At 62.0% G+C, this 25,938-nt stretch carries 26 protein-coding genes and 1 tRNA gene; 10 read left to right on the top strand and 17 right to left on the bottom strand.

What is annotated here, in order from left to right; genetic code table 11:
- Positions 1 to 29 precede the first annotated feature (29 nt).
- From AS26_RS06440 to cls, 3 genes are read right to left on the bottom strand one after another with little or no spacing between them, the layout of a single operon-like run.
- Entirely contained in the window at positions 30 to 224 is a 195-nt protein-coding gene (locus AS26_RS06440; protein WP_062307439.1) for a hypothetical protein, read from the bottom strand.
- Between the two features lie 60 nt (positions 225 to 284).
- Positions 285 to 959 (bottom strand): ribose-5-phosphate isomerase RpiA, encoded by a 675-nt coding sequence (rpiA, locus tag AS26_RS06435; RefSeq protein WP_062307436.1) that lies wholly within the window; start codon positions 957 to 959, stop codon positions 285 to 287.
- Positions 960 to 972: 13 nt separating this feature from the next.
- On the bottom strand, positions 973 to 2,421 hold the full coding sequence (gene cls / locus AS26_RS06430; protein ID WP_062307434.1) for a cardiolipin synthase: 1,449 nt from the start codon (positions 2,419 to 2,421) through the stop codon (positions 973 to 975).
- Between the two features lie 228 nt (positions 2,422 to 2,649).
- On the opposite strand from cls, the gene AS26_RS06425 reads away from it, so the two are divergent.
- Positions 2,650 to 2,973 carry a DMT family transporter gene (locus AS26_RS06425; RefSeq protein WP_083516004.1) on the top strand — a complete coding sequence of 108 codons (324 nt, stop codon included), beginning with the start codon at positions 2,650 to 2,652 and terminating at the stop codon, positions 2,971 to 2,973.
- Here AS26_RS06425 and AS26_RS06420 read toward each other — a convergent pair.
- The 4 genes from AS26_RS06420 to AS26_RS06405 form a co-directional block, all read right to left on the bottom strand.
- Positions 2,927 to 3,958: a cation diffusion facilitator family transporter gene (locus tag AS26_RS06420; RefSeq protein ID WP_062307448.1), complete on the bottom strand. Its 1,032-nt coding sequence runs from the start codon at positions 3,956 to 3,958 to the stop codon at positions 2,927 to 2,929. The genes AS26_RS06425 and AS26_RS06420 overlap by 47 nt on opposite strands.
- 146 nt (positions 3,959 to 4,104) lie before the next feature.
- A complete protein-coding gene (locus AS26_RS06415; protein ID WP_062307431.1) occupies positions 4,105 to 7,302 on the bottom strand; it encodes an adenosylcobalamin-dependent ribonucleoside-diphosphate reductase in 3,198 nt (1,065 codons plus the stop codon).
- A gap of 33 nt (positions 7,303 to 7,335) precedes the next feature.
- Positions 7,336 to 7,845 carry a transcriptional regulator NrdR gene (gene nrdR, locus AS26_RS06410; RefSeq protein ID WP_062307428.1) on the bottom strand — a complete coding sequence of 170 codons (510 nt, stop codon included), beginning with the start codon at positions 7,843 to 7,845 and terminating at the stop codon, positions 7,336 to 7,338.
- Positions 7,846 to 8,025: 180 nt separating this feature from the next.
- Positions 8,026 to 8,886: an HAD-IIA family hydrolase gene (locus AS26_RS06405; RefSeq protein ID WP_062307426.1), complete on the bottom strand. Its 861-nt coding sequence runs from the start codon at positions 8,884 to 8,886 to the stop codon at positions 8,026 to 8,028.
- 156 nt (positions 8,887 to 9,042) lie between these two features.
- Between AS26_RS06405 and AS26_RS06400 the strand changes: the two genes are divergently transcribed.
- Genes AS26_RS06400 through AS26_RS06385 form a run of 4 tightly spaced genes read left to right on the top strand, consistent with a single transcriptional unit; the run spans position 9,043 to position 12,491 of the window.
- Positions 9,043 to 9,903 carry an MBL fold metallo-hydrolase gene (locus tag AS26_RS06400; RefSeq protein ID WP_062307423.1) on the top strand — a complete coding sequence of 287 codons (861 nt, stop codon included), beginning with the start codon at positions 9,043 to 9,045 and terminating at the stop codon, positions 9,901 to 9,903.
- An 8-nt stretch (positions 9,904 to 9,911) separates the two neighbouring features.
- Complete coding sequence (locus tag AS26_RS06395; RefSeq protein WP_062307421.1) at positions 9,912 to 11,162, top strand: glycosyltransferase family 39 protein; 1,251 nt, start codon at positions 9,912 to 9,914, stop codon at positions 11,160 to 11,162.
- Between the two features lie 36 nt (positions 11,163 to 11,198).
- Positions 11,199 to 12,116, top strand: coding sequence for a glycosyltransferase family 2 protein (locus AS26_RS06390; RefSeq protein ID WP_062307441.1), 918 nt, complete (start codon positions 11,199 to 11,201; stop codon positions 12,114 to 12,116).
- Positions 12,117 to 12,140: 24 nt separating this feature from the next.
- Positions 12,141 to 12,491 carry a DMT family transporter gene (locus tag AS26_RS06385; protein ID WP_062307417.1) on the top strand — a complete coding sequence of 117 codons (351 nt, stop codon included), beginning with the start codon at positions 12,141 to 12,143 and terminating at the stop codon, positions 12,489 to 12,491.
- 24 nt (positions 12,492 to 12,515) lie between these two features.
- Here the strand turns inward: AS26_RS06385 and dapF are convergent, their stop codons facing one another.
- Complete coding sequence (dapF, locus tag AS26_RS06380) at positions 12,516 to 13,352, bottom strand: diaminopimelate epimerase (protein ID WP_062307415.1); 837 nt, start codon at positions 13,350 to 13,352, stop codon at positions 12,516 to 12,518.
- 145 nt (positions 13,353 to 13,497) lie between these two features.
- On the opposite strand from dapF, the gene AS26_RS06375 reads away from it, so the two are divergent.
- Both AS26_RS06375 and AS26_RS06370 read left to right on the top strand, forming a co-directional pair.
- Positions 13,498 to 13,584: transfer RNA gene (locus AS26_RS06375), tRNA-Leu, on the top strand.
- A gap of 262 nt (positions 13,585 to 13,846) precedes the next feature.
- Positions 13,847 to 14,350, top strand: a complete 504-nt coding sequence (locus AS26_RS06370) for a CBO0543 family protein (RefSeq protein WP_062307413.1) — start codon at positions 13,847 to 13,849, stop codon at positions 14,348 to 14,350.
- 49 nt (positions 14,351 to 14,399) lie between these two features.
- Here the strand turns inward: AS26_RS06370 and AS26_RS06365 are convergent, their stop codons facing one another.
- The 8 genes from AS26_RS06365 to AS26_RS06330 all read right to left on the bottom strand — a co-directional run bounded on the left by AS26_RS06365 (position 14,400) and on the right by AS26_RS06330 (position 22,585).
- A complete protein-coding gene (locus AS26_RS06365; protein ID WP_062307411.1) occupies positions 14,400 to 15,761 on the bottom strand; it encodes a GH1 family beta-glucosidase in 1,362 nt (453 codons plus the stop codon).
- A gap of 51 nt (positions 15,762 to 15,812) precedes the next feature.
- Complete coding sequence (locus tag AS26_RS06360; protein ID WP_062307409.1) at positions 15,813 to 16,787, bottom strand: oligopeptide/dipeptide ABC transporter ATP-binding protein; 975 nt, start codon at positions 16,785 to 16,787, stop codon at positions 15,813 to 15,815.
- Positions 16,780 to 17,775: an ABC transporter ATP-binding protein gene (locus AS26_RS06355; RefSeq protein WP_062307406.1), complete on the bottom strand. Its 996-nt coding sequence runs from the start codon at positions 17,773 to 17,775 to the stop codon at positions 16,780 to 16,782. The genes AS26_RS06360 and AS26_RS06355 overlap by 8 nt, the downstream gene beginning before the upstream one ends.
- On the bottom strand, positions 17,741 to 18,736 hold the full coding sequence (locus tag AS26_RS06350) for an ABC transporter permease (protein ID WP_062307401.1): 996 nt from the start codon (positions 18,734 to 18,736) through the stop codon (positions 17,741 to 17,743). The genes AS26_RS06355 and AS26_RS06350 overlap by 35 nt, the downstream gene beginning before the upstream one ends.
- Positions 18,733 to 19,722, bottom strand: coding sequence for an ABC transporter permease (locus AS26_RS06345; protein ID WP_062307396.1), 990 nt, complete (start codon positions 19,720 to 19,722; stop codon positions 18,733 to 18,735). The genes AS26_RS06350 and AS26_RS06345 overlap by 4 nt, the downstream gene beginning before the upstream one ends.
- Positions 19,723 to 19,827: 105 nt before the next feature.
- Positions 19,828 to 21,537: an ABC transporter substrate-binding protein gene (locus tag AS26_RS06340; protein WP_062307392.1), complete on the bottom strand. Its 1,710-nt coding sequence runs from the start codon at positions 21,535 to 21,537 to the stop codon at positions 19,828 to 19,830.
- Between the two features lie 280 nt (positions 21,538 to 21,817).
- Positions 21,818 to 22,255, bottom strand: coding sequence for a hypothetical protein (locus AS26_RS06335; protein WP_062307390.1), 438 nt, complete (start codon positions 22,253 to 22,255; stop codon positions 21,818 to 21,820).
- Between the two features lie 90 nt (positions 22,256 to 22,345).
- Positions 22,346 to 22,585, bottom strand: a complete 240-nt coding sequence (locus tag AS26_RS06330) for a ferredoxin family protein (RefSeq protein WP_008336977.1) — start codon at positions 22,583 to 22,585, stop codon at positions 22,346 to 22,348.
- Between the two features lie 617 nt (positions 22,586 to 23,202).
- Between AS26_RS06330 and pstB the strand changes: the two genes are divergently transcribed.
- The 3 genes from pstB (at position 23,203) to AS26_RS14410 (ending at position 24,908) form a co-directional block, all read left to right on the top strand.
- Positions 23,203 to 23,943 carry a phosphate ABC transporter ATP-binding protein PstB gene (pstB, locus tag AS26_RS06325; protein ID WP_217997432.1) on the top strand — a complete coding sequence of 247 codons (741 nt, stop codon included), beginning with the start codon at positions 23,203 to 23,205 and terminating at the stop codon, positions 23,941 to 23,943.
- Between the two features lie 36 nt (positions 23,944 to 23,979).
- Positions 23,980 to 24,636, top strand: a complete 657-nt coding sequence (gene phoU, locus AS26_RS06320) for a phosphate signaling complex protein PhoU (protein WP_062307384.1) — start codon at positions 23,980 to 23,982, stop codon at positions 24,634 to 24,636.
- 131 nt (positions 24,637 to 24,767) lie between these two features.
- The gene (locus AS26_RS14410; protein WP_169793476.1) at positions 24,768 to 24,908 is read left to right on the top strand and encodes a hypothetical protein; all 141 of its coding nucleotides are present in this window, start codon (positions 24,768 to 24,770) and stop codon (positions 24,906 to 24,908) included.
- 80 nt (positions 24,909 to 24,988) lie between these two features.
- Here the strand turns inward: AS26_RS14410 and AS26_RS06315 are convergent, their stop codons facing one another.
- Positions 24,989 to 25,891 carry a C40 family peptidase gene (locus AS26_RS06315; protein WP_062307381.1) on the bottom strand — a complete coding sequence of 301 codons (903 nt, stop codon included), beginning with the start codon at positions 25,889 to 25,891 and terminating at the stop codon, positions 24,989 to 24,991.
- Between the last annotated feature and the right edge of the window lie 47 nt (positions 25,892 to 25,938).

Below are 25,938 nucleotides of genomic sequence, written 5' to 3'. Positions count from 1 at the left end.
CGCCCGCCGCCCGCCGCCGCAAGCTCCTTTCAACGAGGCTGGATGGGCGAGGTGCGCTTCTGGCCAATGCGCTTTCCATCCTCCGGCTTTGGCGCCAGGGTATGCTCCTCGGGCGTGTCGCGAATTGCCCACTGCTCCAGCGCTTGGCGATCGCCCTCCGCGAGCAAGTGTTCGCCAAAGTTGCGCATCGGCGGGCCGGGCTTGCGGTGCGTCTCCCCTTGCATGGGCCATCCCTCCCACCCTTACCGTGCCCCGTCGAACCGTATGTATGCGTTGGCCCGCGCTCAAATCCCCGGCTTCTTGCGCCAAATGACGCCGTCATCCGTGCCGATGGCCACCTCGTTCGCCATGTCGACGAAGAGCCCCGACTCCACGACCCCGGTCGTCAGCTTGAGGCGCCGCGCCAAATCTGCCGGATCGACCACTTCATCGAACACGGTATCGAGGATGTAGTTGTGATTGTCCGTGACGAACACCTCGCCGTCCCGCTCGCGAAGCGTCCAGCGCCCGCCGAGCGCTTCAATGCGGCGCGCCGTCGTCTCCCACGCGAAAGGGACCACCTCGACGGGAATGGCGAGCCCGGACAGATGGTCGTACAGCTTGCTGTCATCCACGACAATGATGAGCTCGTCGGAGATGGACGCCACCAACTTCTCGCGCAGCAACGCACCACCGCCGCCCTTGATGAGCTGAAGGTCGGGCGTGACCGCGTCCGCGCCGTCGATGGTCAAATCCAGCCGTGGGCAAGTGCGAAAATCGGTCAAAGGAATGCCCAACTCCCGGGCCAATCGCTCCGTCTCGCGCGACGTGGGGATGGCCACGATGTCGAGCCCTTCCTTCACGCGCCTGCCCACCTCGACGATGGTGTAATACGCGGTCGATCCCGTCCCGAGGCCGACCTTCATCCCAGGTTGAATCCGTTTTGCGGCCTCTTCACCCGCCATCCGCTTCTTTTCCATCCTCGACTCCCTTTCACAAGATCGGAGACAGGAGCCTCGCGCAGCTCTCCATGATGCGTTCGGCTCTCGGCCTTGATCGGTATTGTTCCAGCGTCAATCTATCACATTTCTCGAGATCGCGCTCAAACAGATCGGCGAGGTGTCCGCTCTTGTCGCGATCGAAGATCAGCGCGTTCACCTCGAAGTTCAGCTTGAAACTGCGAATATCGATGTTTGCTGTCCCGACCGACGCCAATTCCCGATCCGTCACCACCATTTTGGCATGTAGAAAGCCGTCTCGATACAGATAGCACTGAACGCCCGCTTGAAGCAGATCGCCCAGATAAAACCTCGAGGCCCAAAACACCCACAGATGATCCGGCTTGCCCGGCAACATGACCTTGACGTCGACCCCCGACAGACTCGCAATCTTGAGCGCGGTCAACAGGCTGTCGTCCGGAACGAAATACGGCGTCTGGATATAGATACTCTCCTTGGCCGCGTAGATCATTTTGATGTAGGCATTCCGGATCTGCTCCCAGTCGGTGTCCGGACCGCTCGCCACCACCTGCATGCCGGTCGTACCCGGGCGCCCGTCTGCGCGCGGAAAATAGCGGTCTTCGAACTCGACCGGCCGCTTGGAGGACGAGTTCCAGTCCAACAGAAAGATGGACTGCAGCTCGAGGATGGCGCTCCCTTCGATCCGCAGATGCGTATCGCGCCAAAAGCCGAACCGCTCGTCCTTGCCCAGGTATTCGTCGCCCACATTGAAACCGCCCACGTAAGCGACGCGCCCGTCGACCACCGCGATTTTCCTGTGATTGCGATTGTTCATGCGAAAGTTGACATACGGGATGCGGGAAGGAAAGAAAGCGGCGACCTCGCCGCCATCGCGGACGAGAGGTTCAAAGAACGACTTGGGCGTCCACGCACAACCGACGGCGTCGTACAGCAAGCGGACCTCCACGCCCTCGCGCGCCTTCTCGGCCAGCAGGCGAACAAGGCGCTCGCCGAGATCGTCCGGTCGGAAGATATAGTATTCGAGGTGGATGTGATCCCTGGCCCGCCGAATGTCTTCAAAGAGGGCCTCGAACTTATCCCCCCCGCGCACAAACACGTCGACCCGGTTATCTTCCGTGTAGACCGCGTAGGCCGTCTTGAGGTTCAGGGCGATGAGGTCCGCATGGCGCTCGGCGGCCAGCTCCTTGTAGGCCACCCGACCCGATTCGACCTGCCGGTGCTGGCGCTCTGCTGCGCGCGCCACCCAGGGCGCATTGCGCACGCGAAAGCGGGCCAGGCGGTAGCGGCTGATGTGTTGACCAAACAGCACGTACAGGACGAAGCCGCCCACAGGGATGAACAACAAGACCATGAGCCAAGCCCACGTGACGGCGGCATTGTGCCGTTCGACGAAAATGATCACGAAGGCCGTGACGAGATCGATGGCAAAGATGAGCAAGTACGCGATGTGCAACCACGGCATATTGGCTCTCCATTCCGGCATGGGGCCAGGCGCAGGCGCGTTAGGGCCGCGCCCGCAGCACCGGCCAGACGAGCGGCGCGAACGCGATGCAGAACGCCGCAATGGCCATCCATTTGAGATATGCTTGATCTGTGGGATACGTCATTTCGGGCACCTCCAGCCGCGTCTGTGCTATAGCGTATGCGCGGTCGCCCGTCTCCGACGTTCCCCGGAGAGGAGTGAAAAGCTGTGAACGGTTGGTTCTTGGCGGCTGCCATTGCGTGTGAAGTATTTGCCACTTCGATGCTCAAACAGACGCAAGGCTTTTCCAGGCTTTGGCCTTCGGTAGCCGTGATCTTGGGTTACGCGCTCTCCTTTTATGCGCTGTCGCAAGCGCTTCGAACCATCCCCATCGGCGTGGCGTACGCCATCTGGTCCGGCGTCGGAACCGCGGCCATCGCAGCCCTCGGCGCCCTCCTCTACCGCCAAGCCATCACGCCCACCATGGCTTTCGGAATTGCACTCATCATCGCGGGCGTGGTGATCCTGAACCTTCACCGCCCGCTTCATTGACGCCTGCGCGGCGGAGCCCTTGATGGGCCTGCGCACAGAACACGCTGGGTTCGTGCGGATGGCCCTGATCTTCCACCTGCACGGTGACGTGCCCAATGTTGAGGTGGCGAAGCCGATGCTCAATCTCTCGGATCACCCCCTGGGTCTCCGACACCGTCGTGACGCCGTCCACTTCCACGTGGCACGAGAGCGCGTTGTGGCCGTTGGCGATGGCCCAGATGTGAAGATCGTGCACGCCGCGCACGCCGTCCACGGTAAGAATGGCGTCGACCACCTCGCGGGCGTTCACATCAGCCGGCGTGCCCTCCATCAGGATGCGCGCCGCGCGCCGGGCCAACCGGATGGCGCCATATGCAATGGCAAGCGCGATGACCACGCTCAACATCGGATCAATGGGCTCCCAGTGCGTCAGAGCGATCACGGCGCCTGCCACGATCACGCCGAGCGAAGCCGCCATGTCGCCCACCATGTGCAGCACGGCGCTCTGCACGTTCAGGTTCTCCTCGCCGCGCATGGTGAGCGCCATGCCCAGGTTCACCACGACGCCGACCGCCGCGCTGAGCGACATCCACAGCGGCTCGACGGGCCGAGGGTGCTGCAGTCGATTCCACGCCTCGACCATCACCCACACCGTGACCCCAAGCAAGAGCAGCGCGTTGAAGAGCGCCGCCAAAATGCCTGCGCGATGATAGCCAAACGTCATGCGCGCGTCGGACGGCCTTTCGGCCTGCCGGAGCGCATACCAGGAGAGCCCGAGCGCGGCCATATCCGTGAGCACGTGGCCGGCGTCGGACAACAGCGCCAGGCTCCCGGACACCCAGCCGCCGAGAACTTCCGCAAGAAACACGAGCGCCGTCAACCAGAACGCGAGGCGCATCTTGTCGGCGGGGGCGTGCACGTGCAGCCATTCGTCTTCATGCGCGTGCCCGCCGCCGCGCGCGTGATGATGATGACCATGTGCATGGCCTTCATGCGAATGGGACATCGTTCGTTCTCCTCGTGCATGGTCCCGCAGCCTGATGCCGCGGTCACCTTCACGATATTCGTTCCTCGCCGCGCGCGCAATACCATCCTGGAGAATCGGAGGCGCAAATGTCACGGGCGGCTCGAGCATTCGAGCCGCCCACGTGATCAGCATTTGCTGTAGCCGCACGCCTCACATTCGTAGCACCCGCCCTGGCGAATCAGCGTGTGCTGATGACACTCGGGACACCAGTCCTTCGCAATGGAATACGCCCGTAATTCGGACGGCTTGGCGAGATCGCCCTCATCCGGGGCAGACGTCGCCGCCTGGCGAGCCGCCATGTGGCGCAGCGGGAAGGTCTCGGCGTGTTCAATGAGCGCCTTCGCGATGGCGTCCGGCACCGACGTGATCCGCTGCGCGCCGAACCCGACGGCATTTTGGCCTCCGATGCCGGAGAAGTGCTTCACCAACTCCGCCTCCCGGTTCGGGTTGTTGGACTCCCGCAGGTACAGCGTGATGGCCCGGCCGAGGGCCTCGTTCGCCGCGTACACGTCCGATCCGGCCTTGCCCACGTTCACAAACACCTCCGTGGCCATGTGCGTGTCCGGATCGTCGTTGATGGTGATGAACGCCTTTCCGAGCGGCGTCTCCTTGCGGTACGTCGCCCCGTACAGCACGTCAGGGCGCCGGCGTTTGACGTATCCGCCCTGGGCGGTCTGCGGAGCCTGCGCCGCTTGCTCGCTCGGCGCCGACGCCGCCGCGCCCTGCGCACTCTGGCCATCGCGCGTCTCCTCGTCCTTCTTGAGCGACAGGACCTGCTCGCTGCGCGAACCGTCTCGGTAAATGGTGATACCCTTGCATCCGAGCTCGTAGGCGAGATCGTACAGTTTCACGGTGTCCTCCACCGTATACGAGTTGGGCGCGTTGCACGTCTTCGAGATGGAGCTGTCAATCCATCGCTGCAGCGCGGCCTGCACCCGCACGTGCTCCTCGGGCGTGAGTTCCATCGCCGTGACGAAGTAAGGCGGCAGGTTCTCCTCGTTCGGGTGTGTGCGGCGATACTCCTCGACGATGGCCGCGTGCTCCTCAAACAGACCGAGGCGCGAGTTGCGGAAATACGACCACGCGTAGTACGGTTCGCACCCCGTCGAACACCCCACCATCGTGCCCGTCGTTCCCGTGGGCGCAATGGTCATGGTCGTGACATTTCGGACGCCGTGCTTGCGAATGGCTTCCACCACATGCGGGCGCTCGGCCGCCATATGGCGCATGAAACCCGACTGCAGAAACTTGTCCGCGTCAAACTTCGGGAACGGCCCGCACTCCTTCGCGAGTTCCACGGACTCGAGATATGCCCACTCCGCCATGAGCCCCATCACGACGTCGATCAGCTTGACGCTCTCCTCGGAGCCGTAGCGAATGCCGCAGTAGAGCATCAAATCGTGGAGCCCCATGATGCCAAGCCCGACGCGGCGCTCGGACATTTGGTTCTTCCGGTTTTCCTCGAACGGATAGTAGGTCGCGTCGATCACGGCATCCTGAAACCGAATCCCTCGCCGCGTCGTGAGCTCCAGTTCCTCCCACCGAATGTGGTGCAGGAGAAACTCCGCCTCGTCAGCGGGGAACTTCTCGAGCAGGCGAGCCCGCACGTAAGCCTCTCGCTCCGGATCCGAGAATTCGGTTCGCACGCCGCTGTCGCGAAAGCCATTCGCGAACCGAGCGAGCACGACCGCCCCGAGGTTGCAGATGCCGTACGGCGGAAGCGGCTGCTCGCCGCACGGGTTGGTCGCGACAAGCGGGTTGAAATACCACGAATTGCTCATCGCGTTGGCTCGACCCAAAAAGACGACGCCCGGCTCGGCAGACTTCCACGCCGACTCGCAGATATCGCGCCACAGCTGCGCGGCAGACACGGTTTCCGTGACCTCAAACGGCTTGCCTTCTTGGAGCCAACGGCCGAAATCCCCATCGAACGAATCGCGGTGGGACGCCGGGACGAATCCGAGCTCCCACGCTTCCCCCCGGCGTTTGGCCTGCATGAATTCCTCGGACACGCCCACGCTGATGTTGGCCCCCGTGATGACGCCATCCACCTGCTTCGCGCGGATGAACTTCGGCAGATCCGCGTGCCGGTCGTTCAAGATGAGCATGAGCGCGCCGCGGCGAGAGCCGCCTTGAAGCGTGAGCTGGCACCCGACGCTCATGATTTCTCCCACGCCCACGGGGCCGAAGCCATCGCCGAACACCTGGTTGCCTTTGTCGTACAGAAGCCCCCACGAGTAAGCCCCAGACGAGCGCCCGTTCACCCCGCGGACATAGCTGTAGCGCGGACGAAGCGACGACAGGATGACCGATACGCGCTTGCCGTCCCGCATCGCCTCCCACATGTCCCCGAGAGTCCTCGCGATGGTGTTGCGGCTGTCCCCAGGGCTCAGGCAGAATCCGACGGCCTGCGGAACGAGGTGCGCGTCGGAGGCGAGGATCTTTTCCATCAGCTCGCGCGCGCGGATGCGCCCGTGCTGCTCGACAGGCAGGCCCTGCCGCACCCAGGCGTCGAGATCGCCCGTCCATCTTTCGTCGTACCGCTCCACCGCCGTGTTCGGGAACTGAAACACCCACTCGTCGTCCTCTTCCACGGCGCGCCAAAATGCGGCGTCCGCGCGGACGAGCTTCGTAGAATGCGGGTATTGAGTGTCCAAAAAATCGATGAGATCCGGGTGCCAGGCGTCCAGGACGAGCATGAGCTCGGCTTTGCGCGGCGCCGTGCTCACGGGAATGAGCGTGCCCTGGGGCGGGATGCGCGACAGGTTCATGCCCACGCCGCCGCTCCGCGCCTGGATCTCGAGCGTCTGGCCGAACGACTCGGCGTAGTCGCGAAGGTCGGGGCCCACGTTCGGAATGACGAAGCAGTTGTAGCTCGTCACCTGCATGCCCGTCCCGAGCGACGCATTGATTCGGCCGCCGGGCACGTAGCGCCAGCCCTTCTGCAGCTCGTAGAACGCCTCTTCCCACACCTCCGGCTGGCGGGTGACCGCTGCGGCGCCCCGCGCGACGCGCCGCCACATCTGCCGAGGAGACGTTTCGAGCAGCACGTCCACCTGGCTCACCGGGACATCCACGACCGATCCGTCCCGGAGCTCCACCGTCACCCGATCCGCATCGCGATCCACCGCCTTCACTCGCGCAAGTTCGTGGTACGCCCGCTTCTTGTCCAACACGGTCACGGCAAGCGCCCCCGGCGCGAGCGCCTCCTTGCGGATGTCCTTCAGCAAATACCGGTCGGCGACAATCTTTTCCCCCGTCGGCCCCAGGTAATCGTCGTCGTTGAGGTCCAACATGGGCCTCTCCCGTTGTTCGATGGCCATTCACATCCCCCTCTATCCTCGCGCGGACGGCGTTCATTCACTGGCAGGCTTGTCCGTCTGCGCCGGGCGATCCCCCGCGCGGGCCCGATCCCCGATGAGCGCAAGCACTTCCTTCAGCAGCATCTCGACGTCGCGAAATTCCCGATACACACTCGCGAACCGCACGTACGCGACACCGTCGAGCTCCCTCAACGCATCCATGACGCGCTCCCCGATGACGGAAGACGGCACCTCGCGCTCGTATTCGAGCCGCAGTTTTCGCTCGATTTCGTCGCAGACCGCCTCCAGCGTCTCCGCCGGAATAGGGCGCTTTTCGCACGCCTTCATGATGCCGCGGTACAGCTTGTCGCGCGAAAACTCTTCCCGCTTCTGGTCCTTTTTCACGACCATGAGCGGCCGCTGTTCCACTCGCTCGTAGGTGGTAAAACGCCGCCCACACGCCTCGTGAATGCACTCGCGTCGCCGACGAATGGTCGTCCCGTCCTCTCCGGGCCTCGACTCGATGACGCGCGTGTTGTCCGCTCCGCAGTACGGGCATTTCATGCTGCTCACCCCCGTTCGCCGGGCACTCCGCGGCTTCCGGCACAGACGACAAGCCGCCCGAACCATATGTAGTGTCGGAAACTCGAATCACCGCGATTATAAACACTATATCTAAGAGAAACAAGGGCCAATCCGTTGCACCTCAGCGAGGATTCTTGGCATTTCAACGGCTTGGCCATTTCAACGGTGTGACAAAAGCGCCGCCACGGAGTCCACCGTCCACTCCGGCGTATGCGCCGGATCGACTTCCCCGTCCAAGCCGGACTTCACCCACACGGTCGCGAGTCCTGCTGCGCGACCGGCCGCGACATCCGTCTCCACGTTGTCTCCCACGATGACGACTTCGTCCCGGCGAAGATGGAAGCGCTGGAGCGCATAGTCCACAAACGACGGATCGGGCTTGCCCGTCACAAACACATCGGCCGACGAAGCCGTCTGCACAAAGGCGCCGAGCGCGCCATTGCCGGGCATGAACCCGTCCTCCACAGGCAAGCGTCGGTCCGGATTCGTGAGGACCATCCAGCCGATGCGGTAGGCGACGCGCGCGACGAGCGCGAGATCGCCGTAGCATGCGTCCGGCGCCAGTCCCACCGCGACGGCAGAAGCGCGATTCACCCAGGCTGCGCGTAGCTCGTCCGCTCGAGCCTTTCTCGGTTCGAGCCCTTCATCGCGAAGCGCCTCTTCTAAACCAGGGCCGCCGACGAACGCCACGATAGGCGGCTCGCCATGCGGTTTGGCGGACGTGCGTCGCCGAATGAGGAAGGCAGCGGCCTGCGCGGATGTGGCCACTTCCTCCGCTTGAGCGTCGATGCCGAGATCGCGCAAAAAGGTGGCGACCTGGGCGGGCGTCCTCGACGAATTGTTCGTAAAGAAGATAGGTTGAATCCCGCTTGCGCGAAGGGCGCGAACAAACTCGGGCGCGCCTTCGATCACGGCTCGGCCGCGAAACAACGTGCCGTCGAGGTCCAGGAGTGCACCCCGAAACCCCGAATGCCAGAATTGTTCAGGAGACATGCCTCCCGGTGATGACGCACGAGACATCCCAGTCCCTCCTTGCCAGCGAAATGGCAGATCGAGTGTATCACACGATCGAGTGACAATATCACTGACGCTCAACACACGATCGGGTGACAAATTGACCCGACCCGAACAAACTTTTAACATGAAACTGATTGTCGCGAGACGGAGGGGGTCGACTTGGCCAGCGAAGGGACTTGGGAGCGCGTCCTCCCCGGCGTATGGTGCATGCGCGTTCCGTATCCGAACGTCTTGCCGTACGGCACCGTCAATTTGTATGTAATTCAGGACGGCAGCGAGGCCGTGATTGTCGACGGGGGCGCCACGGGCGAACACCTGGCGCTGCTCGCGGAACGCCTGCGAGAGATGGGCATCCGGCGCGTGACGGGGATCGTCGCGACGCACTACCACGTGGATCACACGTCGGGGATCCCGGAACTCAAGGCCCGACTCGAAGCCGCTGCATTCATGCACCCGTTGGACATCCCGGCTTTTAACCTCCATTTTCCGCATGCCGCGGGGACGTTCGAACCTTGCCCGGAGCGCCTGCGCGCGGGCGAACGCGAGATCTGCGTCATCCACCAGCCGGGCCACACCCATGGCCACCTTCACCTGTGGCTCCCCGACGCCAAGGCGCTCCTGGTCGGCGATCATCTGGTGGACGAGGGATCCGTGTGGGTGGGGCCGCCCGACGGCCACATGGCGGACTACTACCGCGCGCTCGACGCCGTGATGCAGGCCGGGGCCGAGGTTGCGCTTCCAGGACACGGCCCGGTCATCTGGCGGCCAGAGCGCTCCACCGAACGCCTGCGTGCAAGGCGTCAGATGCGAGAAGATCAGATTGTGGCCATTCTGGCGGAGAGCCCAAAGACGCTGGCGGAACTCACCGCCGCCCTGTACCCAGATGTCGACCCGCGTGCCGTGCCGTTCGCGCGCCACACGGTCATCGCGCACCTCGAGCGCCTCGAGGAGCAGGGCATTGTGCGCAAAGCGATGTCAGCCGCGGACTGGATCATGCGATACGCACGCTCGGAGGAGTGAACCCACCGGTGAACCGCTTGTCGTTTGCGAAAGATCGCACTTGGATCGGGCTTTTGGCCGCGATCGCCCTGGTCTACCACGCGTATTTCGTCGTCAAGGCCTGGCGCCAACCCGTCCTTTTGTACGGGGACGCCTATTATTATGACCATTCGGCGCACGTGCTGAACACGTTGCACCTGTACGCCTATTGGAGCTGGGGTCCCGCAGCCCAGGTGACGCCAGGCTATCCGCTCTTCCTGGCGCTCGTCTATCGACTGGCAGCTCTCTTCACGCCGAGCCACGAGACGGCCATGCACCTGGCGCAGGCATGCCAACACCTGTTGGCCGTCGCGGCGAGCCTGCTCGTGTACGTCATTGCTCGCTTCCGGCTGCCGCGCTACGCGAGCTTTATCGCGGCGTTTTTATGGACGGTCTACCCCCCGGTCATCTACGCGAACGATCAGCTGCTCACGGAAAATTTGTACCTCCCGTTTCTGCTTGCGTTCGTCTGGTCGTTCCTCGTCCTGGTCAGAGACCGGACTTGGCAAAGCTTCGTCGCCTCGGGCCTGTTGCTCGCCGTGACCACGCTCATCCGCCCGAGCGTCGCGCCGCTTCTCGCAGCGCCTGCCTGCCTGTTCCTGCAACGCGAGACGCGGCGCGCCTGGACATCCACGCTGCGCAATTATGCGCTGTACATCGCCACATTTGTCGTTGCCATGGTACCATGGTGGGTGCGCAACCTTGTCGCGATGCACCAATGGATCACGACCGATCTCGACGCGGCCAATCCGCTTTTGTTCGGCTCCGATCCGACGTTTTATAAGGATACGAACATCTCCAACGGGCTGACGTACGCACAGCAAAAAGCCCTCGCCATTCACCGAATTGAGGAGGGCTTCCGCACGCACCCGCTGGCCTATCTCAAGTGGTACACGCTCGACAAACTCGGTTGGCTGTTCGGCACGCCGTGGTACAACACGGTGCTGCCGCAACACGCAGGCCTGTTGACGCGATGGACGTTCGCGTTCGCCCACCTTCACCTGGTCTGGGTGATTGTCGGAGCCATCGGCCTTGCGATAGGCTTCGGGATGCGTTATGTTCGGTGGCTGAGCTGGTTGACGGTCTTTCTCATCGTGGTTCAACTGCCCTTTATCCCCATCAACCGGTACGCGTACCCAACCATGCCCTTCTTGTTTGTGGGGGTCGGAACCGTCGTCTATCTCGTGACCGCTTGGGCGCGACTGCGGAGGGCGACGCCAAGGAAAACGGCCGCGCCGTAGCGCGAACGACTTTCATGATGGAGGCTTGTCGTGACCATGCGAATCGCTGTGCTCATCCCCTGTTACAACGAAGAACTGACCATTGGGAAAGTGGTTCAGGACTTCCGGCGCGAACTGCCGGACGCCGAGATCTACGTGTATGACAACAACTCGCGCGATCGCACCGCGGAAGTCGCGAGGGAAGCGGGCGCGATTGTGCGAAGAGAGACCCGTCAGGGCAAGGGAAACGTGGTGCGCTCGATGTTTCGAGACATCGACGCGGACGTCTACGTCATGACGGATGGAGACGACACGTATCCGGCCGAGTTCGTTCACCATCTCATCCGGCCGATCATCGAAGGAGAGGCCGACATGTGCATCGGCGACCGCCACTCCGACGGCTCGTACTCCAAGGAGAACAAGCGCCCTTTTCACAACTTTGGCAACCAATTGGTGCGCAAGCTCATCAACACCCTGTTTCACGCGGATCTGCGGGACATCATGACCGGCTACCGGGCGTTCAGCCGCCGCTTCGCGAAGACCATGCCCATCCAGAGCGAGGGCTTTGAAATCGAGACGGAAATGACCCTTCACGCGCTGGACAAGCGCTTTCGCATCGTCGAAATCCCTATTCAATACCGGGATCGCCCGCCAGGCAGCCACTCCAAGTTGAACACGCTGAGCGACGGCATTCGGGTGTTGAAGACCGTGTTTTGGATTTTCAAGGATTACAAGCCGCTCGCCTTCTTCACCGCCGTCGCCTTGATTTTGTTTTTGGCCGGCCTCGGCGTCGGCATTCCCGTGTTGTACGAGTTCTTCTCGTTTGGCCGCATCGCGAAGATCCCGTCCGCCATTCTCGCGGTCGGATTTATGGTGCTGGCGACCAACAGCCTCACGTGCGGCTTCATTCTCGATACCATCGTCCGACATCACCGCGACTACTACGAGCTCTTGCAGAACGAATTCAAAGGCTGATCACGAAGGAGCGCCGAACCCTCCATGCGACTCGGCTACGCCATCCTCATTCTTTTGAACGTCTGCCTGCTCGTCGGCGGACAGACGCTTTGGAAATACGGGCTGCAGCATCGAGACCTCCACAGCCTGCGATCCGTCATCGCGGCCATGTTCTCACCCTGGGTCGTCGCGGGCATCGTGTTGTACGTCATTGCGACGGTCATCTGGATTTTCCTGCTGAACAAGCTGTCGTTGAGCCTTTTGTACCCCCTGCAGAGCCTCGCGTACGTCCTCGCCATTCTCGTGTCCATCTTCGTGTTTCACGAGCACGTCCCGTGGATCCGATGGGCGGGCGTGCTCGTGATCCTGGCGGGCGTGGCCTTGGTCGCCGTATAGGCGGCGCACGCCCGCGCGGTGTCGTTACACGTAATACGTTCCTTCACACACCCAGTGCGCTTCCCCCGTCATCCACACGTGACCGTCTTCGCGAATCTCAATGTCGAGATCGCCCCCCAAAAGGTGAACCGTCACGCGGTTTCCCACCCAGCCTTTCTTGAAGAGGGCCGCCACACTCGCGCACGCCCCCGTGCCGCAGGCGAAGGTCACGCCCGAGCCGCGCTCGTACACCCGGAAGTCGATCTCGTCCGGGGCGAGCACCGAGACAAATTCGACATTCACGCGTTCCGGGAAATCCGGATGAGACTCGATGGCGCGCCCGACGCGTTCGACGTCGATCTCGTCGACGCGATCGACCAGTGTGACAAAGTGGGGATTGCCCATGCTCACGAGCGTGCCCGTGTAGCAACCGCCGGCTGCCTCCACGCGCACGTCCTCGCTGCGATCCGCACCGCGGTAGGGGACGGCCCCCGGGCCAAACCGAGCCACGCCCATGTCGATGGTGACGAGGCGCACGCGGCCCGCGACGTCCAGATGCACCTGCGCCGCCACAATGCCCGCCTTGGTTTCGATGGAGAAGTGCGTGGCGTCGACCAACCCGCGCTCGTAGGCGTACCTCGCCACACAGCGCAGGCCGTTGCCACAGGATTCCGCCTCCGATCCGTCCGCATTCCAGATCCGCATCCCGACATCCGCGCTGTCGGAGGGCATGACGAGAATGAGGCCATCAGAGCCAATCCCTCTGCGCACGTCGCTCACCCGCCGCGCGAGCGAGGGGAGATCGTCCGTCGGGAGGGTTGTCCGAGCCACATCGACGAACACATAATTATTGCCGAGCGCGTGCATTTTAAAGAACTGCATACCAACGCCTCCTTGAGCACGGTTGAAAAAAATCGGGCCACCCATGAAATGATTCGTTGCAAACCTGCGAGATTCCTTGTATAATGTAATCGTCCGCTGCGATGCTGATGCCAAAGCGCAGCGCGAGGAACAACAACTTCAACATGCGGTCGTGGCGGAATTGGCAGACGCGCTAGATTCAGGTTCTAGTGGGGGCAACTCCGTGGAGGTTCAAGTCCTCTCGACCGCACCAGGGATGCGAAGCCCCAGCCTTCTATCTGAAGGCTGGGGCTTCTTCACTTTGGCGTCGTCGCGCTCGCCCGCCCCCTTGGCCGTGCGACGTGCCGCGCGAGACAGCGCCACAAAGCGGCGATTCCCTCGCGCACAACGGCAGCCGCCCCGATTCGACAATCTTCGACGGTATGGGGCGCGCCCCGCCTTCTCATACTCTGAAATAAGCCTGCCGCACGGCCTCGCCCCGAAGACGCCCACACCAAGGAGCTGAGGCGAATCATGTGGTAGTCGTGTGTTTCTCGGCTGCGTTTCTCGCCGTCGTCCTCTTGACGCGCACGCACGCGTACCTTACCCAGTACTGTAGGACCGTGCTTTGGATCGCCGTGATCGCCCTCATGTACAATCTCGTGTGCCGAGGATACATGATGTGGTATCACCCAAGGTGGTGGTTCGTCACCGACAAGCTGTCGCAGCTCATCCAGATCTTCGTGCTGTTCCCTTGCACCACACTCTTGTTCCTTCGATACATGCCCAGTTCAGTGGGCCGGCGCCTCCTGCATTTCGCGCTGTTTCTCGCCGTCTACACCGCATTCGAGTTTGTGCTCGTGATGTCGCACGAGATCGAGTATTATCACGGCTGGGCGTTTGGCTGGTCCATCCTGCTCGACGCCTGCATGCTGTTCGTGATGTGGCTGCACGAACAAAACTGGCAACTTTCGCTCGGGTTCTGCGGTCTCGTCACATCCCTCTTTCTCGCCTGGTTTCACGTCCCTTTCGATACCTGATCGAAAACAGGCCAGCGCGAGCTGGCCTGAAATCCGAGTATGGAAAACGTCAACGCACGGTCTCCGCAGCCTCCTCCGGCACGAGTCCGCCCTCCCGAATGACGCGTTGATACCAGAAATAACTATCCTTCGGGATGCGGACGAGCGTGTCGTAGTCCACGTACACGAGGCCGAATCGCTTGGTGTAGCCGAACGCCCACTCAAAGTTGTCCATCAGCGACCACACATAGTAGCCGCGCAGGTTGCCGCCCTCCTCGAGGAACCGGTGCGCCGCAGCGAAGTGCCCGGCCAGATAGGTCACGCGGTCCGCGTCGTGGACAGAACCGTCCTCGACGCGATCGTCATAGGCGGCGCCGTTTTCGGTGATGTAGATGGGGATGTCGCCGTAGTCCCGGCGCAGTCGGCTGAGCAGGTCGTACAAGCCGTCCGGATACACCTCCCAGTCCATCTCCGTGCGGGGGCCGTCGCCAGGCACGTGGCGCACCCCGAGCAGGGGATCCGACGGATCGTCCGCGACCAGCGCGCGCGTGTAGTAGTTGACGCCCAAGAAGTCGATGGGCGCCGAGATCACGTCGAGATCGCCAGGTTGGACGGCGTCAAAGCCGCCGACCACCTGATCCACGCGGCGCAAGAGCTCATCCGGATATTCCCCCCTCAGGACGGGATCCAGGAACCACCGATTCTGGAACATGTCCTGCCTGTGGGCCGCGGCCAGATCCTCTGGAAGGGGCGTCGCCGCATAGACCGGCGTGAGGTTCAGCGTGATGCCGATCTCGCCCTTCAACCCGAGCGCCCGGTACAGGCGGACCGCATGGCCGTGCGACAAGAGCAGGTGATGCGCTGCGCGGTACGCGCGTCGCCAGTCCTGCAGGCCCGGCGCGTGCACACCGATGCCATACCCTAAGATGGAGGCGCACCACGGCTCGTTGTGCGTGATCCACATCGGGACGAGATCGCCGAGTTCGCGGAACAGGATCTCGCTGTACTCGAGAAAGCGGGACACGGTCTCCCGATTGTTCCAGCCGCCCTCGTCCTCCATCCACTGCGGGAGATCCCAGTGATACATCGTCGCGGCCGGGCGAATGCCGCTCTCGAGGAGCTCTGTCGCGAGCCGTTTGTAGAAGTCGAGGCCCTTCACCCAGACGCGCCCCTTCTCGGGCATCACGCGCGGCCACGCGATGGAGAATCGGTACGACGAGATGCCGAGCTCTTTCATGAGGCGCACGTCGTCCTGATAGCGGTGATAGTGATCGCAGGCGACGTCCCCGGTGTGGCCATGAGCTACTTTGCCAGGCGTGTGAGAAAAGACATCCCAGATGGAGCGGCCGCGCCCGTCTTCCTGTGCGGCGCCCTCCACCTGATACGACGCCGTCGCGGTCCCCCACACGAATCCCTCTGGAAACCTGCGCATGCTGTCATCTCCCTCGCTTCTGCATCTGCGATGGTCCACAGGACCCCGCCTTCATCCTGGATGGTGGCACGCCGCGTAGTGACCGGGCGCCACCTCCACCAGTGGTGGCTCCTGCGAACGGCACACGTCGGCGACAAGCGGACACCTGTCCGCGAACGGGCACCCTACGCGGCCCTCGAGCAGGTTGGGCGGGCGGTTCGACGTCTCCGGCAGCGGCCCCTGGTGGCGCGTGCCAGGTGTCGCCGCAAACAAAAGCCGCGTGTAGGGATGCACCGGGTGCCGAATCAGCTCAGCGGACGGCGCCGTTTCCATGACCTTGCCGCCGTATAGCACCATGATGCGGTTGCCGATGTAGCGCGCGGAGGCGAGATCGTGCGTGATGTACAGAAAGGCGATACTCATCTCCTCACGCAGTTCGTTCATCAGCTTGAGAATGCCGGCGCGTATCGACACATCCAGCATGGAGATGGGCTCGTCCGCGACGATGAATTTCGGATTGACCGCCAAGGCGCGGGCGATGGCGACGCGCTGCCGCTGCCCCCCCGACAGTTCGTGCGGGTACTTCCTCCGCGTTTCGCTGACGGGCGTCAATCCCACTTTGGCGAGCAATTCGTCGATGAGATCGCTCACGCGGCCCTGGCCGTCGCGGCGGTACTTCCGCACCGGAAACGCCAGGTGCTGTTCGATGGTCCGCGTGGGGTTGAGCGAGCCAAACGGGTCCTGAAAGACCATCTGAGCGTCCTTCCGATACGCCTTGAGCTCTCGACCCCGGATGTGCGCCACATCTCGGCCTGCCACCCAGATCTCGCCTGCCGACGGCTCAATCATGCGCACGAGCGCCTTGCCGATGGTGGACTTGCCCGATCCCGACTCGCCGACGAGCGCCAGCACCTCACCGGGCTGGAGCGAGAAACTGACGTGATCGACCGGTCGGATGAACCGCCCGCGGCCGACCGGAAAGCGGACGACGAGATCGCGCACGTCGACGAGGGCGGTCGCCTCGAGCGTCGCCTTTGCTTCAGACATGGGCGTTCACCTCCGCCTCGTTGAACAGGTGGCACTCCAACACCTTTTCGCCGGCCAGCACCTGCGACGGGCGGACGCGCTTGCAGACGTCCATGGCGTACGGGCAGCGCGGATGAAACGCACACCCGGGCGGCAGGTCCTGTAGGTCCGGCGGGTATCCTCCAATCCCCTGGATGGTCACCTCGTCCGCGGTCAACTGCGGGATGGCCTTCAGCAGCCCCTCCGTGTAGGGGTGGTGGCGCTCGGACAGCTTCAACAGGTGACTCGGCGTGAGTTCGACGATGCGCCCCGCGTACATGATGGCGACCCGGGACGCAAGCTCAGCCACCAGGCTGAAGTCGTGACTGACAAACAGAATGGCGAAACCCACCTGCTCCTGAATGCGGCGGATCTCGTCGAGAATGGACCGCTGCACCACCACGTCGAGCGCCGTGGTCGGCTCATCCATGATCACGAGCGCTGGATTGAGCGCAATCGCGATGGCGATGACGACGCGCTGGCGCATGCCGCCCGAAAGCTCGTGCGGGTAGCTCTGCAGGTGTTTTTGGTCGATGCGGACGAGATCGAGCAACTCCTTCGCCCGCTCTCGCGCCGCCTGCCGCGACAGGTCCGGGCGATGCGCCAAGATGGTGTCGACAATCTGGGTTTCCACGGTCATGACCGGGTTCAGCGCGCTCATCGCGCTCTGGAACACCATGGACATCTTGCTCCACCGAAACGCCCTAAGCTCCTTTTCGGACAGCGCGTACACATCCTGGCCCAACACCCGCACCCGGCCCTTGGTGACCACCGCGTCTCCTCGCAACAGCCTCATAATGGTGTACGCCATGGTCGACTTGCCCGATCCTGACTCCCCAACCAATCCCACAATCTCGCCCCGATGCACGGTCAGGTTCACGTCGCTCACCGCGTGCACGAGCCCTGTGTTCGTCACGTAGGCGACTGACAGATCCTCAATCTGAAGCACCGGATCTCGCGTCTCTGCCATCCGAATGCACCTCGCTTTGGTTCGCGCGAAGCTCGCGCAACAGTTTATCAACCTGCCGGCGCCTGCGCGACGTCCTGAGCCGCGGGTTCGTCACCTGATCGATGCCGAAGTTCATCAGGGCGAAGCTCGTACCAAGCAGTGCGATGCCGAGCCCGGGCGGCACGAACCACCACCACGCCCCGCTCATGAGTGCGCTGTTCTGCGTCGCCCAATACAGCATCGTGCCCCAGCTGGTCGACGCGACGTTCTCGAAGCCGAGGTACGCGAGTCCCGACTCCGCGAGTACGGCCGCCAGACAGGCGTACATCACGTTGGACGCAATGACGCTCGTCATGTTCGGCACAATTTCAAACACGATGATGCGAAGCGTGGACATCCCCGACAGGCGGGCCGCCGCGATGTAATCGCGGCTCGCGATGGTCAAGGCCATCGACCGCATCACACGCGCTCCCCACGCCCAACCCGTCAGCGCGATGATGAGGCCGTTCATGTAGGGCGTCGAGTTGTGCACGTACGACTCGATGATGATGAGCAGCGCCAACCCCGGCATGACCAGGAAGATATTGCAGAGCGCATTGAGGATGGAATCCACGATGCCACCGACGTACCCCGCCGTGACGCCAATCAGAATGGCGATGACGGTGCTGAGGAGTCCGGCGCCAACGCCGACGATCAGTGTGGTCCGCGTGCCCCAGATGAACTGAGAAAACACATCCTGCCCAAGGCTGGTCGTACCAAACCAGTGCGCGTGCGACGGTGGCTGCAGCATGCCAAACGCCGTGGACGTCGGGTTGTACGGCGCAATGGCAGGCGCAAACACGGCCACCACCAGAAACATGCCAAACAGGACGACGCCCGCGAGCGCCTTCGGATTCCGAAAGAACTGGCGCAGCGCGGAATTCCTGCGCCTCGTCGCGCGTTTCGCACGCGATTTCGCCACATCGACGGCCACAACGGTCATTCACGCCGCCCCCTTCTGCGCACGCGCGGATCAAGCCGCCCGTACAGCATGTCGACAATGAAGTTGATGACCAGTGCCGTCACGGCGATGATCAGAAACATCCCTTGAATCAGCGGATAATCCTCGCTCGCAACCGCGTTGGTCAACCCGTACCCTATGCCCGGGTAGGAAAACACCTGTTCGATGAGAATTTGCCCGCCGATGATGGACGAGAGGGCGATGGCCACAGACGTCAACTGTGGCAGCAGTGCATTGCGCGCGGCGTACGATAAAATCAGCCTCCGCTTGGGAACGCCCTTGGCCTCGGCGAACACCACGTAATCCTCGCCGAGCGTCGTGATCATGTTGTTCCGCATGCCGACAATCCAGCCGCTGATGCTGCCCACAAAGACCACGACCGCGGGCAGGATGCTGTGGTAGATCGCGCTCGCCAAAAATGGGCCGTTCAGCCCAGGCGTGACGTCGTCGCCGTACCCGTGCGCGAGCGGAAACCAGTGATGCACAAATCCGAAAAAGTAGATCAGAATGAGGCCGAGCCAGAAGGTCGGAATGGCTTGACCGAACATCGTCGCCACCGGGATCACGTTGTCTGCGGTTCCGCCGCGGCGCCAGGCGATGAGAATGCCGATCAGCGTGCCGACGACCACAGCGATGATGGTCACGACGCCAAGCAACGCGATGGTCCACGGCAGGCTCGTCGCGATGATGCTGACCACCGGAGTCGGAAAGTACTGGAACGATGCCCCCCAGTGCCCGGTCAGCAAGTTGCCCAGATATTGAAAGTACTGCTGCCAAAGCGGCCCGTTCGACAGCCCGAGCTGCTCCTCAATGGCCTTGAGCGCGGCAGGATTGATATTGCCGGCTTGCTTCGCGATCATGGCCTGAGCCGGATTTCCGGGCATGAGGCGTGGCAGGATAAAGTTCAACGTGATGGCCGCCCAAAGTGACAAGACGAGAAAACCAAATCGATTTAGGAAGTATCGCACACAACTCCCCTCCTTGATGAACGGGCGCCAGCGATGGGCCGCGCCCGTGTATCCGCTTACTTCTATCCTAGCCGCCGACCCCTCGTTCGTAAAGCGAACGCCCCATCACTTGACCGGCTTCAGGTGATCCATGATGATGGCCGCCGCCTGATACGTATACGGCGCTGGGTTAATCCAGAGGTGATTGGCCGTCGGGAAACCCGTGAAGTGGCTGTCGTTGTACTCGTACCAGAGCGCCCCATCCAGCAGCGGGATGACCGGCAATTGGCTCGCCACGAGCCGCTCAATCCGATACATCACCTGGTGCTGCACCTGCGTGTCGGTCGTCGCCGCGAATTCATTGAACCACTGGTCCACCTGCGCGTTTCGATAACCTTCCAAATTAAAGGATCCGTGCGAATCCAACATGTCGTAGTACGTGGTATAAGGCGTGGGCCCGACGTTGGTCCACGAGATGGCGAGGTCGTAGTGCGGCGTCTGGCCCGGGCCGGGGTCGATGGCGCTATAGTAGGCGGAGAACTGCTCCTCCTGCACGTTCACCGCGATCCCGACCTTTGCCAACTGCTGCTTGATGAGCAGCGCGTCCTCGTCCCAATCGCTCCAGCCGCTCACCGTGAGCAGGTTGAAGGACAGCTCCTTGCCGTGAAGCGCAAAGATTCCGTGTCGATCCTTGCGGAAGCCAGCCTGCTGCAAAATCTGAATCGCCTTGGCGTCGTTCACCGCGAAGGCGCGATCGCTCGCGGGCAAATTTGGATCCAGCCAGGACGACTGGGTCGGCAAGACGAGGCTCGTCGGCACGGCAGGCTTCTCGTAGCCCGTCTCTCCGATTTTCGAAAGGGCGTCGCGATCGATAGCCAGGCTGATCGCCTCGCGCACGGGGAGCATGGCGAGCAGCGAGTTGTGCAAGTTCGGATACAGTTCGACCGGGTCGTTGGGCGGGAACAAGTAGTGGTTGTGCGCAGGATCGGCAGCCACGAAGGTCTTCTCGACATTGGGAATGTTGATGCCGCCATATTGAATCTGGCCGCTGGCAAGCGCCAGATCGGCGCTGGAGTTGCTGGCGAACGCCGGATAATTGAGGGTTTTGACCTCGGGGGCCCCTCCGTAGTAGCGCGGATTGGCCGTGAATTGGTAGTCCTGCGTTGTGAAGGACGATACCTTGAACGGCCCGGTACCAATGGCGTTCAGGTGCGTGATCTTTGCCTTGGCCGGATCGCCAAGCGACTTCCACTGATGGGCCGGCACGATGTACGTACCCCCGAGGACGTACTGCTCGGCAAACGGGATGTTGGGCTGCGCGAACTGAAACGCCACGGTGTACTTTCCGTCGGCTTGGACACTCTTCAACTGCTGCCACACGCCGTTGGTGTCCGCGTCGGGATACCGCTTGAGGTCCTCGAACGTGAAGACGACATCCTGCGCCGTGAACGGCGTGCCATCTGTCCAGACCGCGTTTTTGCGCAGCGAAACCGTGAGGGTCTTCCCACCGTTCGAAAAATGAAAGGACGTTCCTAGCAGATTAAACTGCTTCCCAGTCGTGTTGTCGAAGTAGAACAGCGTCTCGTAGATGTTTCCCAAGGTGCCGGGCATGCTGTTGGTGCTGAACGGATTGAAATTGTCCGAAAAGGTACCCGTCACATTCGGCGCGACGGTCAACACCGAACTCCCGGACGCGCTCGCCGCACCTGCCGACGCGGACGAGGCATGACGGCTTCCATTTGCTGCACTGTTCGGTGTGCCGCACCCGGCGACACCCACCACGGCAAGGCCGACTGCAGCGGCGGCCCATCCACGATAGCCCTTCGACCGCTTCATGTTTCGTGCCCCCTTCTGCATCTCAAGATCTCGAAATCGATTTCGACTCAAGCAACAAAAAGGTGTTCCGGGAGAGCGTTCCTCGCACGCGCGCGGCCTTTCGCGCCGAAATCGATTACGTCGTTCAGGCGCTGCAAACGCTCTCATCGCTATTTTGCCACGCTGTTGAAAGCGAATGCAAGAGGGAATTGAGGGAGATTTCGATCGCGTCACGACCTTGCAGGGTTTTCTCGCTCCGAAATCGCTTGCGAGACGAGGCCGCGATCGCAGCGCAGAACGCTCACGATCGCGGCAGCTGGTCCCGGTATTGCGCCAAGGCCTGATTCAGCGTCCGGAGCGAGTCCAGGAGTTCACGGTAGACCTTGGCCGGCGCCCCTTCCCCGGTGTACGCATCAAAGAGCGCCACCACCTGCTGCGCATCCGCAAACAATACGCCATTCGGCGAATTGGGCGGGGCGCTCGTGCCTATCGCTTGAACCGATTGAAGCTGTGTGTCAAAGCTTTCGTTCCGATTCTCTTTCAGGGCCTGTTCCACGCCGCGATAGATGACGCCGCAAACGGCATAAAGCTTCGGATCGACCCGAGACTGACCTTCCATCTGGACGCCACTTGGCCCGCGCTGACCGGAAGACGAGTCCGGCGCACGCTGGGGCGTGTCACACGCGGAGACCATGAGGAGACTGATCACGGCGCACGCGATGGCCCACCCGCGTTTCACAGCGCTGCCCCTCCCTTCACAGCCCTTCACAAGTCAAAACCGCCGGCCCGCGCAAGCGGGACCGACGGCTCCGGAGGGCGCAACCGCATCTCAGCGATTGCGGAAGAAGTTCCGGTTCTTCTCGATGAACTCCTTCTCGTCCTCGGGAACAAATTCCTCTTGATAGATGGCGTTGACCGGACAAACCGGTTCGCACGCAGCGCAATCAATGCACAGATCGGGGTCAATATAGTACTGATCCGGACCTTCGTGGATGGCGTCCACCGGGCACGTCTCCACGCAGTCCGCGGCCTTTTCCCCAATGCAAGGCGACGTGATGACAAACGGCATTCGCGTGAGCCTCCCTCGAATCCTTATCGTAGATGGTGTCCCCCTTACAGATATACACCAAATCTATAGGAAAACTCAAACGAAAGTTTTTTGACCGATTGCCCCATCTTGCATCATTTTGTTGCGCGAAGCCTTGATTGGCGCGGATTCTGCAAGCGTTCGTCCCGTTTGGATGGATGTCTCCGTGTCTCGCGGATGGGCGCATAGATTTGCAACCAGGTAAGCGCGGACAACCGACTCGCGTTCGCACGGCGACGCGCCAAAAAGAACCGCCCCGTGAAGGGGCGGCAAGCGCGGATTGGGGTTCATGCACGAACCGCTTAAGCACAGGTCCAGCGCACTCTCACTGTAGCACCGAAACGTAAAGGCACGTTAAGGGCATTGTGAAGACGCCGTTGAAAGACTTTGAAATTCTCTGCCGCGCGGCGGGATGGCCGAGCGGATTTGACAACGTGACGGGCCGTTTCTCGAGACGGCGGCCCACATAAAAATCTACATAAACCTCACACGTCCTTAACATTGACCCGGTATTGTGTTCTGCGGAATCGTGCGTGTCCAGAGGATAAAGAGACGGGAAACCGAATAGGATTGGGAGGAGACAAGTCGTGGGCAAGTCCATGACGGTTCGCCGCTTAAACGCGTGGTACGGCGCACACCAGGTGTTGCACGAGATTGACATGGACATCGAGGAAAATCGCGTGACCGCCATCATCGGCCCATCGGGCTGCGGGAAGTCGACCTTCATTCGGTGTCTGAATCGCATGCACGAAACGCATCCCCAGGCCCGCGTGGAAGGCGACATCCGACTCGCGGGTGAATCGCTGTTTGACTTGGATCCGGTCGACGTCCGCCGCATGGTGGGGATGGTCTTCCAGAAGCCGAACCCGTTCCCCACCATGTCGATCTTCGACAACATCGCCATCGGATTAAAACTGGCGGGCGTTCGGCGCAGTAGCGAATTGCGGGATCGCGTGGAGCGGGCGCTGCGGATGGCGGCCCTGTGGGACGAGGTGAAAGATCGCTTGGCGAAACCCGCGACCGCGCTGTCGGGCGGCCAGCAGCAGCGCCTGTGCATTGCTCGCGCGCTTGCCGTGGAGCCGGAAGTCCTGTTGATGGACGAACCCGCTTCTGCCCTCGATCCCATCTCGACCATGCGCATCGAAGAGCTTATCGAAGAGATCAAGCAGACGTACACCGTCGTGATCGTCACGCACAACATGCAGCAGGCAGCCCGCATCGCGGACAAGACGGCGTTCTTCTACCAGGGCCATCTCATCGAGATGGACGACACGACGCAAATGTTCACCAAGCCGAAGGACAAGCGCACGGAAGACTACATCACGGGACGGTTTGGATGACAGGTCGAATCTCGCGCGAACGAAGGGACGAGCCGTATGCAACAACGCCAGGCCTTTGACATCGCCCTCAAGGAACTGAAGTTGAAACTCCTTCACATGGGTGGAGATGTGCAGGAGTCCATTCGCCACGCGGTGGCGGCTGTGCTGAAACACGACAAGGCGCTCGCAGAACGCGTCATCGAACGAGATCGGGAGGTCAACCGCCAAGACCACGAAACCGAGGACCTTTGCATCCGCCTCATCGCCACGCAGCAGCCCGTCGCGGGCGATCTTCGCAGAATCGTCGCAGGCATGCGGCTCGCCGTGGATCTCGAGCGAATGGGCGATCTCGCCGTGGATCTCGCCAAAACCGCTCTGCGCCTGACGGCGCCGCCCGCGCCCGACGTGGCGCACCACCTGCAGGAGATGGCGCAAGCGGTCGATGGCATGGTCTCGGAGGGCCTGAACGCCTACGTGAACAGCGACCCGGACGCTGCGCGCCGGCTGGCCGAGATGGACGACGCGGTGGACCGCGATTACCGCCTGCTCGTGGAACGACTCTTCGCCGACGGTCCTGACGCTAGCGGAACGCCGCAGGAACGCATGCTCATCGCGTTCTGCGGCCGTTACCTCGAGCGCATCGGCGATCACGTCACCAACATCGGCGAGAGCGTTCTGTACATCCTGACCGGCGAGCGGTCGGATCTGAACTAACCTCGACAAAACTCGACGATTCGCGAGAAACTTGTGACATAACCGTCAAAGACGGACGCCCTCGCTCCGCCTGCCACGCCGAGCGACGTGGTAGACTGGAAGCAGATGATCTTGGCTAGGAGGGTGTTGTGGTGGAAACGAAGAAAGCCGCGCAAGATCCCGTCCAGCGCCTATTGACGTTCGTCCAATACCTCGAAAAAGCCGCGTTCGCCGCGTCTGTGGCCATCCTCGCCGGCACCGCGGGCTACGTGACGATACACGCCGTCTCCTGACGGCGCTCGGCGCCTGAGGCCGCCGAGATGGAGAAGAGGGAGGGAGCGCGTCTCCGCCGCGCCACCTCCCTCTTGTCTGTTCATCCGTTTTGCCCAATCACCCGGCGCGCACCGATGTAGTGGCCGGCCCAATACGGATCTGACAAGCTGTCGATCTCGACAGACGTGCTCGCCGCATTGATGAACTGTCCATTGCCCAGGTAGATCCCATCGTGAGACGGACCGTCCCCGTATGTATCAAAAAATACGATATCCCCTGGCTGAAGCGAGCTCTTCGAAACCGGCACACCCACCTCGTACTGCGCGTAACTCGTCCGCGGCAGCTGAATGTAAAAGTGGGCGAACACATACTGAATCAGGCCCGAACAGTCGAAGGCCGATGGGCCATTGCCTCCCCATTTGTACGGATCTCCGAGGAAAGTCCGCGCATAATCGGCTACGGCAAAGCCAAGCGCGCTCTGCGTGAGCGACGCATTCGACGATCCCGGCGAACTTCCGCGGCTTGTCAGCGAAACCTGTTGAGTAGCCGCATGATGTAAAGAAGAAGGAGGGGAACTACTGGGCTTCGCAACCCGGAGCGACTCCCCAGGGTGGATGATGCTCGACGACGCGAGGCCGTTCCACGCCTCGAGCTGCGACACGGTGATGTGAAATTTTTCACTGATGGACCACAGCGAATCCCCGGGCTGGACGACGTACGTGGACGCGCCTATGCGAGACGACGAAGACGCGGAGGACAGGCGAGCTTTCGAGCCACCTTGCGAGACCACGAGGACCTGCCTTGGATGAATGATGTCGGAGGAAAGATGGTTCCATAGTTGCAACTGATGCACCGTCACGTGAAACTTCGCTGCGATGGTGTAGAGGCAATCGCCAGCGCGCACCGTGTACGTCGCTGACGAAGCCAACGCCGTGGCCGGCAGGAAGAAACCTCCCAAGGATGCGGCCAAACAACCTATGCTTGCTGCGATTCGAGAGCGCACTCGCCAAAGCCCCTTTGCTCCACAGAGATGCTTGCTTCGGGGCCTAT

It is taken from the genome of Alicyclobacillus sendaiensis NBRC 100866 (assembly GCF_001552675.1).
In the GTDB taxonomy this organism is placed as follows: Bacteria; Bacillota; Bacilli; order Alicyclobacillales; family Alicyclobacillaceae; genus Alicyclobacillus; species Alicyclobacillus sendaiensis.
The sequence above is the reverse complement of the archived record's forward strand: the minus strand, read 5'-3'. Positions and strand labels throughout refer to the sequence as shown.